Source organism: Phocaeicola sartorii JCM 17136 = DSM 21941, from assembly GCF_054653615.1.
Map to the genome: position 1 here is coordinate 1064730 of NZ_BAAIFW010000005.1, position 12585 is coordinate 1077314.

General features: G+C 43.4%; 9 protein-coding genes. 2 read left to right on the forward strand and 7 right to left on the reverse strand.

All coding sequences use genetic code 11. From position 1 onward, the window contains the following. Position 1 precedes the first annotated feature (1 nt). A complete protein-coding gene (locus tag ACYQ0C_RS04475) occupies positions 2–1465 on the reverse strand; it encodes a TolC family protein (RefSeq protein ID WP_016277136.1) in 1464 nt (487 codons plus the stop codon). 219 nt (positions 1466–1684) lie between these two features. Next, positions 1685–2557 carry a hypothetical protein gene (locus ACYQ0C_RS04480; protein ID WP_016277137.1) on the reverse strand — a complete coding sequence of 291 codons (873 nt, stop codon included), beginning with the start codon at positions 2555–2557 and terminating at the stop codon, positions 1685–1687. 156 nt (positions 2558–2713) lie between these two features. On the opposite strand from ACYQ0C_RS04480, the gene mdh reads away from it, so the two are divergent. Next, the gene (mdh, locus tag ACYQ0C_RS04485; RefSeq protein WP_016277138.1) at positions 2714–3655 is read left to right on the forward strand and encodes a malate dehydrogenase; all 942 of its coding nucleotides are present in this window, start codon (positions 2714–2716) and stop codon (positions 3653–3655) included. Between the two features lie 247 nt (positions 3656–3902). Here the strand turns inward: mdh and ACYQ0C_RS04490 are convergent, their stop codons facing one another. The 5 genes from ACYQ0C_RS04490 to gdhA all read right to left on the reverse strand — a co-directional run bounded on the left by ACYQ0C_RS04490 (position 3903) and on the right by gdhA (position 9375). Further along, complete coding sequence (locus tag ACYQ0C_RS04490; protein ID WP_016277139.1) at positions 3903–5654, reverse strand: fimbrillin family protein; 1752 nt, start codon at positions 5652–5654, stop codon at positions 3903–3905. A gap of 27 nt (positions 5655–5681) precedes the next feature. Beyond that, complete coding sequence (locus tag ACYQ0C_RS04495) at positions 5682–6194, reverse strand: IbrB-like domain-containing protein (RefSeq protein WP_016277140.1); 513 nt, start codon at positions 6192–6194, stop codon at positions 5682–5684. After that, a complete protein-coding gene (locus ACYQ0C_RS04500; RefSeq protein ID WP_016277141.1) occupies positions 6191–7492 on the reverse strand; it encodes a DUF3440 domain-containing protein in 1302 nt (433 codons plus the stop codon). The genes ACYQ0C_RS04495 and ACYQ0C_RS04500 overlap by 4 nt, the downstream gene beginning before the upstream one ends. Then, positions 7485–7877, reverse strand: a complete 393-nt coding sequence (locus ACYQ0C_RS04505) for a hypothetical protein (protein ID WP_016277142.1) — start codon at positions 7875–7877, stop codon at positions 7485–7487. The genes ACYQ0C_RS04500 and ACYQ0C_RS04505 overlap by 8 nt, the downstream gene beginning before the upstream one ends. A 160-nt stretch (positions 7878–8037) precedes the next feature. Then, the gene (gene gdhA / locus ACYQ0C_RS04510; protein WP_016277143.1) at positions 8038–9375 is read right to left on the reverse strand and encodes an NADP-specific glutamate dehydrogenase; all 1338 of its coding nucleotides are present in this window, start codon (positions 9373–9375) and stop codon (positions 8038–8040) included. A 234-nt stretch (positions 9376–9609) separates the two neighbouring features. Between gdhA and ACYQ0C_RS04515 the strand changes: the two genes are divergently transcribed. Then, positions 9610–12567 (forward strand): PEP/pyruvate-binding domain-containing protein, encoded by a 2958-nt coding sequence (locus ACYQ0C_RS04515; protein WP_016277144.1) that lies wholly within the window; start codon positions 9610–9612, stop codon positions 12565–12567. The last annotated feature ends 18 nt before the right edge of the window (positions 12568–12585 follow it).

Consider the following 12585-nt stretch of genomic DNA (forward strand, 5'->3'; position numbering starts at 1 on the left):
TTTACTTTAGTACTCCCATTGCCTTGCGCAAATAGACTTCGGTCAGTTTAACATCAATCTGAGCGTCTATTTTGTCCGACTGGGCGGATAGCCAGGCGGTTTGCGCTTCCAGCACATTGCTGGTGGGAATCACTCCTTCCATGAATCCCAGCTTGGCGTAGCGCAGGTTCTCGTCTGCTTTCTCCCTGTTCTTTTCGGCCATTTCCAGCCGTTTGGCGGCTTCGTTTACTTTGTAGCTGGCTTGACTTACCTGCAACTCTACCTTTTCTTTCACGTCTGCCAGTTGGTAGCGGGCTATGTTTGCTTCTGCCTTGGCGGCTTTTACCTTATACATTCCTTCGCCCCAGTTCCAGATAGGGATTTTTACCATAGCGCCTACGGCCCACATGCCGCGGAATTTGCGTTCAAAGCCGTTTACCAGTGAGGGATTGGTTACCATATAGTTGGCCGTCAGAGCTACCGTAGGAAGGAATCCTGCACGGGTAATGTTGATTTTCTGGTCGTAAATTTTGCTGGCCAGATCCAGACTTCGCAATTCCTCGCGGTTTGCCAGGGCGGTGGCTACATTGTCGCCCGCATGGTATTCGGGAAGGGGTAAGCTTTCCACATCTTCATCTGCCAGGTGTATTTCATCCTGTAAGGGCAGGCCGCATAATTGGCATAATACCATTTTGGACAGGCTTAATCCGTTATCCACTTGTGTAAGTTTCATTTCGGCTTCATTCACTTTCACTTTTACGCTCAGTCCGTCGGCTTTGGTGGCTACACCTTCGGCTATCATTTTATCGACATCACTGTCCAGCTGGCTGACTAATTGCAGGTAGCTTTGTGCCAGTTTCTTCTTGTTTGTCAGTGAGATGACTTGCCAGTAGGCCTGGTCTGTACTCAAGATGATATCCTGCATACCGGTGGCATGCTGTGATTCGGCCAGTTGCTCGGCATATCGGGTGATTTTATTGTAGGCCACGATTTTCCCTCCCATGAAGATGGGCTGGGTAAGGGTTACGGCTCCTGCATACATGTTGCGCGTGTCGGTGTGCAGGGCATCTACCAAACCTTGTCCTACCTTGTTCAGTGCGTTTCCGATGCCGGGGATAAGGGGGGCAAGCGGTTGAAGTATCTGTGCCAGTTCGGGACTGGAAGCTGCCAGCTGCTGGAACGTTTCCTGTATGGAGCCTTGGGCGGCAGTCCCTATCTGGCTGATAGCTCCTTTTTGCTCGTCACTTAATAATGAGATTTCCTTCTGGGTGCGCATGTATGTTCCTACGGCGGCAATCTTTGGAAGATAATTGGTGAAAGCCGCTTTCTTTTCATAATGTGCCGCGGTTATCTTCTCAGCTGAAATGCGCAGCTCTTTGTTATTGGATAGTGCTAAAGTGCGACAACTATCTAAGGTGAGGGCGTTTTGGGCCGAAAGACTATCTAAAACACCGATAAATAGGATGAAAGCTACTATCTTTTTCATTATAGTGTTCTTGTTTTATGGTTCTTAAGTTGTTTATGCAACAAAAATAGAACAAATCTTCAGGAAAGCCATATTATAGGCGTTATTTTAAAATATTTTTATGATTTTGTCATCTACATGTTCATGGTTTGTGTTTGGTATATCCGTAAAAAAGATCAGCCGGTTGATTTTCAACCGGCTGATCTTTTTTACGGATATACTTTGGAGAAACGTTTCCTGTTATTTCATGCTGAACGCCTGTTGTCCTATCATTGTGCCATCGGCGAAGATGTAAACGTGATAAGTTCCGGCAGGCAGATATTCTTCTACCTCCCAGTAAACGGTCACATTCTGCTCTTCTCCGGTGTATTCTATGTATTTCTTGATAGAATAAGCCAGGTTGCGGTTCTCGTATGGAAATGTGTCTGAGGCGCTCTTGGTCAGCACATCGTTGTCCGGCTTGGCAATGCGTATATATAAGGTACGTTCGCCTGTTTTGGCAGTGATGTTCTTGACAATGGTGAACGAGATGGCGATCTTCTTCACATCTTTCACCTTCTTGGCTGTTTTGCCGCGTTTGTTTCTAGGATCTACGTTGATTCCTGTGGCATCCAATTGCGCCGCCAAGGTAACTTTCTCGTTCAGGTTCTTTTTCTCTTGAGATAAATTACTGATTTGGCGGGTTGCCTGTGTATATTTTTGTTTTACTTCCTGGTTTTCTTCGGCCAGTGCCTGGTTCAGTTTGTTCAGTGAGTCTATTTGGATAACGTAGGTGCGCAGTACGGCACGCACGGTTTTCAGTTCTTTTTTCAGCCGCATGATTTCAGCTGCATTGCTGGTTTTTACTTGTCGCAGTTCTTCCAGCAGCCGTTGTGTCTTCAGCTTCTCACTCTCCAGCTTTTCGCGCAAGGAGTCATTGTTTATCTGTACCTGAAGTTCATCATATTGGGTGGCGAAAGTGGTGTATTCGTTTTCCATTTCCAGTTTCTCCACAGCGAATAATTCGCTCATCTCTTTATTCTCTTTTGCTTGGTGGAAAGCATAAAAAGAAACTCCGCCGATAATCACGATCAGCAGAATAATGACAATAATCAGTTTTTTGCTCTTATCCATAGTGTTACATTGAATTTTGGACAAAAGTACAATAATTTATGTACACTGCTCGAAAAATATTATGGAAATTTTTCTTTAATCCGGAATATCATTGTAACTTTGCGGTGCTTTTAAGGAGGCGATTTTATTATCAACTTTAAACAAAATATAGAGATTATGTCAAAAGTAACCGTAGTAGGCGCAGGTAACGTAGGTGCTACATGTGCAAATGTTCTTGCTTTTAACGAAGTAGCAGATGAAGTGGTAATGCTGGATGTGAAAGAAGGCGTATCAGAAGGTAAGGCAATGGATATGATGCAGACAGCTCAGCTGTTAGGCTTCGATACAAACATTGTAGGTTGCACAAACGATTATGAAAAAACAGCTAACTCTGACGTTGTGGTTATCACTTCAGGTATTCCCCGTAAGCCGGGTATGACTCGTGAGGAACTGATTGGTGTTAATGCGGGCATCGTTAAGTCTGTTGCTCAGAATATCTTGAAGTATTCTCCTGATGCTATCATCGTAGTTATCTCTAACCCGATGGATACCATGACTTATTTGTCATTGAAAGCTTTGGGCTTGCCGAAGAACAGAATCATCGGTATGGGTGGCGCTTTGGATAGCTCACGTTTCAAATATTTCTTGTCTCAGGCTTTGGGCTGCAACGCTAATGAAGTGGAAGGTATGGTTATTGGTGGTCACGGTGATACTACTATGATTCCTTTGACTCGTTTCGCTACTTATAAGGGTATGCCTGTTTCTAATTTCTTGTCTGAGGAAAAATTGCAGGAAGTTGCTGCTGCTACTATGGTGGGCGGTGCTACTCTGACTAAGTTGCTGGGTACTTCTGCATGGTATGCTCCGGGTGCGGCTGGTGCGTTTGTTGTTGAATCTATCATCCACAACCAGGGTAAGATGGTTCCTTGTTCAGTTTACTTGGAAGGCGAATATGGTGAATCAGACATTTGCTGCGGTGTTCCTGTGATCTTGGGTAAGAACGGTATCGAAAAGATCGTTGAACTGCCTTTGAACGAAGATGAAAAAGCTAAATTTGCTGCAAGCGCTGCTGCTGTCCGCAAGACTAACGCTGCTTTGAACGAAGTAGGTGCTCTTTAATAAGAACAAGCTATCAATTGGATATAAAAGCCGTTTTCTCCTGTAAAAGGAGGAAGCGGTTTTTTTATTGGACACTGTTGAACCGGAACCTGATAGACGAATGCTTTCAGTCATCGTAGTTTCTTCTGTATGGGGAGGCCTTATATATTCTCTTCCGGATTTTAGGAAATGAGGCGGGAAATCCCGTTTTCAAGTAAGTTAAGTAACTTGTCCAAGTAAGTTAAGTTACTTTGCCTTTTAAGTCAACTTACTTGGATTCACTCTGAGAGTCTGTAATGAAAATGGCAGGAAGGCTTTCTCCTCCGTCTGTCCATCGGGTAAAGGTGTAATCGGGATAAAGGGTAGGGGCGGTTTCGTCTATCCATTGGTTGAGAAGTTGGTAGATGGCATCTTTCGTTTCATTTGTGAAATGATAGGGACTTGCTCCAGTGACCGTTGTTTTGATATTTCCTATAGGATTAGGGGATGAAATGGGGTAAAAAAGATTGTTTATGTGATATTGATTGGAGTTTCCTATCAGTGCTCCTCTTTGGATGGAGGGGAGAGTGATAGCATGAACATAACAGTTGGCCATAATTACAGTCATTGATGGGAATGACCTTCCGATAAGACCTCCACTGTAATTACTTGTACTTTTTACCGTATCATTGGCGGCAAAACTATTTAATATAATTCCACAGGCATTACCTGCTAATCCTCCGGTATAGTATTTGCTTGATATGTTTGTGTTTTCTACTTTACAATTTATAATTGCTTGTTTGGAGCATCCTACTAAACCACCGGTATCTACCTCCTGTTCTGACATAATGAAACAATTCTTTACAGAGCAGTTTATGATAGTTCCCAAATTGAAACTGGCTATAGTTCCAATTCCTGAACTTGCGCTTTTGTCATTTGCTTTGATATAAGCAGAGCATGATTCCATGTGTAGATTGCTGATTATGGAAGATGATCCTGTTTTACCAAATAATCCGGCATGACCATTGAATGGCTTTAGAATAAGATTGGAAATTTTATGTCCTCGTCCATCAAATATGTCTCTAAATATTCGGTCTCTATTAGACCATCCTCCAACATATTCTAATTTGCTGCAATCCACCCCTTTAAAATCAATATCATTCAGCAGGTAATAAGTCGTGATTCCATTCACTGTCTCTCCGAAATCAGCAAGCGTTTTTCCATTGTATTCAGTTATGTTATTATGGTTTATCAGCCGGCTGAATGCAATCCAGTCTTCGGCTGTTACAATGCCCGGCATTTTTTCAGAAATCTTCATGTTATAAGTATATTCCTGATTTCCGGTGAAAGACTTGGATGGCAATAGGGCGGTGTACTTCTTGTTGGAAGTCTGAATATTTATAGTGATCGTCATATTTTCAGCCGGAGGAACGATAAACGAATACTTTCCGGAGGAAGAAACTTGAGTGATAGAGGTGGTATGCGTTTCATGGGCTGCAAGAGTAATTTCGGCTGATTCCGGTGCTATGGCAGAAACGACCGCAGGACATGATACTTCTATCTTCTGAAAACCATTCTGCAAATCGTCGTTCAGCTGGAGTGTCAGAAGAGAAAACAAGTGTTTGAAATGCAGACTAATGGTATTACCGGCAGTAAATTCATCCTTGTCATAGAGTACATCCTCCAATCCTCCCTTGCTATAAAGGTTTTCCTTGGTATAAGCTAAATCGGGATAGACAGGATAGAATGCAGTGACGTTTGTTGTTTCCGTCCCGTCAGTCCAGCCAAATTCATCCCTTGCTTTCCATTGATTGTCAATATAGGTCAGAACCTGATTGTCTATTTGAAGACTGCCCGAAGCATTCAGCAGGATTTGGCTGCCGGGGCTGAAAGTAGAGATGGAGGAAGTTCCTGTGAAAGCTGTTTGGTATGTATTACCAGTGAAGGTTGCCTTCGTGCCGGGCTCTGTATAAATAAGGTTGTCGGTGCAGCTTTGTAAAGCCAGAACCGACAACCCTATGATCAATGCATGATATTTCAACTGAATAGTGTATTAATTAAATTTGCTTTACGGTTCGGGTATGGTGAATTCCCGGTCGGCAAAGAGTTCCATCAAGCCGGATATTTGTTTGAGTCGTAAAAGTTCGTCGGCATCCATGCCGATATTCTTTTTAATCCATTCGTCACTCATTCCGGCTTTGGTCAGTTCTGCCACGATATCCACCATCAATTCAATGCTGTGAGTACCACGGGCACGGTTGTGGCGGATGGTACTTGCCATTCTGTTTGAAAGGTCTTTTTTTATAACGACTACGGGAAGCAGACCTTTCTCTCGTTCAAACACACGTTTGGAAGTTTTAAGCACGCAGTAACGATGATAGCCATCTACCAGTTCATAGATGTCTTCATCGGGAATATAATAACATACGCAAGGCATAGTGTAACCATCTTCCCAAATGCTTAATTCCAGTAACTTCATTTCAGGAGCGGCTACGTGGTTTGGGTTATAACTGTTGGCGCGTACCTTTTCCACCGGTACTCTGTGCACGTGATACACAGGACTTTCGAATTCTTCTTTCATTTGATAATGTTTTTATATTTCTGCATCACTCTGTCTCTTCTTAATTTTTCTTTTTTGGTCAGGGCGAATCCCATGTATTTGCATACGTGGTCATTTTTCAGAATGCAAATACACATACGTTTATAGGTGGGGATTTCTTTGAATTCCGCAATGTCTATGTCATCCAGATAATCCATCTGGACAGGAAGTTTGTCTGTCTTGTAGTTCGTTTTCTTTTGTACATAGAATTTTATGCCCAAGTCAGTCAGTTTGCGGATCGTTGATAAATCCAGACACCCTCCCTTATACTTCCAGAACTCCCGGCTTACTCTTAGTTTTTCCAAGTAAGACTGCCTGGTTTCTTCGGGTAATGTGTCCAGCAGGAAGTACATATACTCCTTCCATGTGTAGCCTTCCGGCAATTTGATGTTTTGCCACCCCATGGCACGGGTTCCGCCATAGATTCCGGTGAAGTTCACTCCGTTTACGCGGCCTAACATTCTTCCCCACGTATTGGGATCGATGGCTTTGTATAATTTCAGAGTCTCCTGTGCTGTGCTGAGGAACGGACTGGCTACACGTTGTCTGTCCAAAGGTACGCCGGCTTTATAATAAAGTTCATACATTTGATTGAACGGCCATTTGAAACGGGCGTATGCAGTCCATATATCTTCGGTGGTCCAGTCATAGATAGGGTAGGCGTTGTATAAATCGTATCCCAGCCTGCGGGTCCATTTCAGGTTATGATAGCTGTTCAGGCGGTTGTTGCCGTGAATGGTTCTCCACCGGTCCAGGCTCTCTTGGGTACGGATACCTACCAGGCAGCAAGTGCGTACTGCGTCATGCTTTTTATGATACCACGATGCGAATGAGGTTTGGAAAGTATAGTCCCACATTTCCTCATTGTAGAAGGGAAAGTCTTCCTTTTTATAACAGTTTTTCGGAAGAGGCCTTACCCAGTGGGCGTGCATGCTTTCGTCCCAGGGGCGCCAGTAGGTTTGGAACATGGAAGCGCAAGTCACCACCTTGAATGGAACGCATACATGGTATATGTCCAGAATATCCTGGTTCTCTCTGAAGGTTTGCTCCACATACTCTGTGGTCATTTGGTACTGTGCCTCATAATCCATGTGGAATACTCCGATTTTTCTGTTCAGATTATGCTCTCTGATGTATTGGATACATAAGTTGAGCAAGACACCACTGTCTTTTCCTCCTGAAAAAGAGACATAGATATTATCAAATTCGTTGAATAGGAATTTGAGTCTCTTTTGAACGAGTTGATAAACATTTTCCCCTTTAGGTCTTTTATTATTCATGTTTGTCTGTGTTGTAAATCATTTTTATATAATTAGTCCAGCGGTGCTCAGTTTGAAAGCCGCATCCGGAAAAAGTCGCCTCGTGCTTGGTCTGAACAATGGCATATAAATTCTTTTTGGGCTTTATTGCTCCTATCAGTTCGGTCAGCACTTCCTGATTATCGTTATGGACATAATAGTTGTTGATAACATAACTGCCGCTTTTCCGTTCTACGGGGATGAAGCCGGTTACGTCATGATCTTCGACAGCAATGTACCATTGAAAACTTTGGGTCGTTTTAAAGGGATAATTGTTATTTGCTTTCAGGACTTTGGGATTCATAGCCAATGGTCCGATTAAATTAAATAATTGAGGTTCAAGGCCATCTAGTTGTACTATTTCCATAACTTAAATTTTACATACGTTACTTGAAGCTACAAATGTATAAAAAAGATTGGATATACCATAAAAAAACGCTGCCATACCTTCACAGGCGGGCAGCGCAAGCTACAATACAAAATACAAATACAACTAAACGAGATATTTTTATGCTAATAGAATGCTTTTAAACAATTCCTTGAGCCATCATGGCATGAGCTACTTTCATGAAGCCTGCAATGTTTGCTCCTTTCACATAGTTGATATATCCATCAGGTTCTGTACCATATTTCACGCATTGTTCGTGGATACCATACATGATTTGATGTAACTTGTCATCAACTTCTTGTGCACTCCAGCTCAAATGCATCGCGTTCTGGCTCATTTCCAGACCTGAGGTAGCTACACCTCCGGCATTTACCGCTTTGCCCGGTGCATACATCAGTTTATTTTCGATAAATGCATCAATGGCTTCGGGAGTACAACCCATATTGGAGATTTCTCCAATGCAAAGAACGGAATTTTTTATTAAATTACAAGCATCTTCGCCATTTAATTCATTTTGAGTTGCACATGGAAGTGCAATATCCACCTTAACTTCCCACGGACGACGTCCGGCAAAGAATGTGGAGTTAGGATATTTTTCAGCGTATGGAGCTACGATATCATTGCCTGACGCACGCAATTCCAGCATATAATCAATTTTATCGCCGCTTATGCCGTCCGGATCATAAATATAACCGTCGGGTCCAGAGATTGTGACTACTTTCGCACCTAATTCAGTCGCTTTAGTCACGGCACCCCAAGCTACATTACCGAAACCGGAAACAGCTACAGTTTTACCCTTGATATCAATTCCTTTTGCTTTCAGCATTTGGTTGACGAAGTAAAGACCGCCGAAGCCGGTTGCTTCAGGACGAATCAATGAACCACCGAATTCCAAGCCTTTACCAGTGAAGGTACCTGTAAACTCACGGGTCAGTTTTTTATACATACCGAACATATAGCCTACTTCACGGCCGCCTACACCGATGTCGCCGGCAGGAACATCCATATCCGGACCTACATGACGCCACAATTCCAGCATGAATGCCTGGCAGAAGCGCATGATCTCAGCATCGCTCTTACCGCGTGGTGAGAAATCGGATCCACCTTTACCACCGCCCATAGGCAATGTGGTCAGTGCATTTTTGAAGGTTTGCTCAAATCCTAAGAATTTCAGGATAGAGAGGTTTACAGAAGCATGGAAACGGATACCGCCTTTGTACGGGCCGATCGCGTTATTGAATTGAACACGGTAACCTAAGTTTACCTGTACTTTTCCTTTGTCATCCACCCAGGGCACCTTAAATGTAAAGATACGGTCGGGTTCTACCAGTCTCTCAATCAAGGACGCTTTCTCAAATTCCGGATGTTGATTGTATATATCCTCAATAGAAAGCAGGACTTCTTTTACAGCCTGCAAGTACTCTGATTCACCAGGGTGTTTTGCCTCCAGGGAGGTCATGATTTGATTAATATCCATAATTATTATGCATTTAAGGTTTTGACAAAATGAAAATCATTTCTGATGCAAAGGTATGTTTTTTGATGAATTGGCAAAATATTTTTGGCTAAATTTTAGTCTGCTGGTGATAAAAAGTTAATCTCCGTGGTGAACCCTCTCTACCCAAAAGTTCTTTTTTATTGCGAATAAGTTGCATAAAACAATATTATTGACGTATTTTGCTATTACATTATCCATGTAAATCAAGTAACCATGTTCAGCAAGTTAAAATTAAATCAGTTGTATTTCAAGGATACTTCGTTTGTAAACCTCATGACCAAACGGATTTTTAATGTTCTTTTGGTAGCAAATCCGTATGATGCTTTTATGTTGGAGGATGACGGACGTATAGATGAGAAGATCTTTAACGAATATATGAATCTCAGCCTTCGTTATCCGCCTCGTTTCACACAAGTTTCTACCGAGGAGGCGGCTTGGAAGCAATTGGAGAATACGACATTCGATCTGGTGATTTGTATGCCCGGATCCGATAACAGTGATACATTTGAAATTGCACGCAGCATAAAAGAACAATATCCTCATATTCCACTGGTGGTGCTGACTCCGTTCTCGCACGGCATCACGGCACGTATGGAGCACGAGGATTTGAGTATTTTTGAATATGTGTTCTGCTGGTTGGGAAATACGGATCTGTTGGTGTCTATCATCAAGCTGATAGAGGATAAGATGAATTTGGAGCATGATATAAAAGAGGTGGGAGTGCAGATGATCTTGTTGGTGGAGGACTCCATCCGGTTCTATTCTTCCGTATTGCCCAACTTGTATAAATTCGTGTTGAAGCAGAGCCAGGAATTTGCCACGGAGGCCTTGAATGCCCATCAGCGTACCTTGCGTATGCGGGGACGTCCCAAAATTGTATTGGCACGTACCTACGAGGAGGCGATGGACTTGTATAATAAGTATCAGAATAATGTATTAGGTGTGATTACGGACGCCCGTTATCCGCGCGGTGGTGTGGTGGATCCGATGGCAGGTATCAAGCTGTTGGCGGAGGTACGTTCCCGGGATCCGTTTATTCCTCTTATCTTGCAGTCGGCCGAGGTGAATAACAAGGTGTATGCTTCCCGGTATGGTGCCAGTTTCGTGGATAAGAATTCCAAGAAGATGAATATAGACTTGCGCGAGATTGTGTCTGATGATTTTGGTTTCGGGGATTTCATTTTCCGTAACCCCGATACATTGGAGGAAGTGGCCCGTGTTCATAACTTGAAAGAGTTGCAGAATGTAATCTTTGCCATTCCTAAGGAGTCTCTCCTTTATCATATCAGCCGTAACCACGTGTCCCGCTGGCTGTATTCCCGTGCCATGTTTCCACCTGCCGAGTTCCTAAAGCAGATTACTTGGGATTCTTTGCAGGACATTGACGCCCATCGTCGCATAATCTTTGAGGCGATTGTGAAATATCGTAAGATGAAGAACCAAGGTGTGGTGGCGGTGTTCCAGCGTGATCGTTTTGACCGCTATTCTAATTTCGCCCGTATCGGTGAGGGGTCATTAGGGGGTAAAGGACGTGGCTTGGCTTTTATAGACAATATGGTAAAGCGTCATGCGGAATTTGATGAGTTTGAGAATGCGACGGTAGTTATTCCTAAAACGGTGGTGCTTTGTACAGATATCTTTGATGAATTCATGGATACCAATAGCTTGTACCAGGTGGCGTTGAGTGATGCGGATGATGATACGATATTGAAGGCTTTTCTTCGGGCCAAGTTGCCGGATTGTCTGGTGGAAGATTTCTTCGCTTTCTTTGATGTGGTGAAGTCACCTATAGCCATCCGTTCTTCCAGTTTGTTGGAAGATTCTCATTATCAGCCTTTTGCTGGAATCTATTCTACTTATATGATTCCTTATCTGGATGATAAGTATGAGATGCTCCGTATGCTGAGCGATGCTATAAAAGGGGTATATGCTTCTGTCTTTTTCAGAGACAGCAAGGCTTATATGCAGGCTACCAGCAATGTGATAGACCAGGAGAAGATGGCTGTAATCTTGCAGCAGGTGGTCGGTACGCAATATGGTGACCGTTTTTATCCTTCCATTTCGGGAGTGGCGCGTTCGCTCAATTATTATCCGATAGGAGATGAGAAGGCCGAAGAAGGGACTGTGAGCCTTGCTTTGGGGCTGGGCAAGTATATTGTGGATGGAGGTTTGACTTTGCGGGTGTGTCCGTATCATCCTAATCAGGTCTTGCAAACCAGTGAGATGGAAATCGCTTTGCGTGAGACGCAGACTCAATTTTATGCGCTTGATTTGAAGAATACAGGGCATGACTTTTCGTTGGATGACGGTTTTAATTTGTTGAAGCTGCCGGTGAAGGAGGCCGATAATGACGGAGCTTTGGCTTTCATCGCTTCCACGTATGATCCGTATGATATGATTATCCGCGACGGAATTTATCCGGGGGGGCGTAAAGTGATAACATTTGCCAATGTGTTGCAGCATGATGTATTCCCTTTGCCCCGTATTTTGCAATTGGTACAGGAATACGGGCAAAGCGAGATGCGGCGTCCTGTCGAGATAGAGTTTGCAGTGACGCTGAACCAGCAAAAGAAAAATGGTACTTTCTATTTGTTGCAGATTCGTCCGATGGTGGATGTGAAAGCCAATCTGGAAGAAGATTTGAACCTTATCAAGGATGAAGATGTTCTTTTAAAGAGTAATAATTCGCTGGGACATGGCATAATGGAGGACATTCAGGATGTGATCTATGTGAAAACAGACGGTTATACCGCTTCCAATAATCCTACCATCGCTTATGAAATAGAAAAGATGAACCGTAAATTTCTGGATGAAGGGAAACATTATATACTGGTAGGTCCGGGGCGTTGGGGAAGCAGCGATTCGTGGCTGGGCATTCCTGTGAAGTGGCCGCATATTTCGGCGGCACGAGTCATTGTGGAGGCAGGGCTGACCAACTATCGTGTGGATCCCAGTCAAGGAACCCACTTTTTCCAGAATCTTACTTCCTTTGGGGTGGGGTATTTCACGATCAATGCTTATATAAAGGATGGCATTTATAGCCAGGAGGTGCTGGATGCTCAGCCGGCTGTTGAAGAAACGAAGTTCATACGTCACGTGCGGTTTGATAAACCACTGATAGTGAAGATGGATGGAAAGAAGAAGTTGGGAGTGGTGTTGCTGCCGGAATAATGTTCTAAATTACATAAA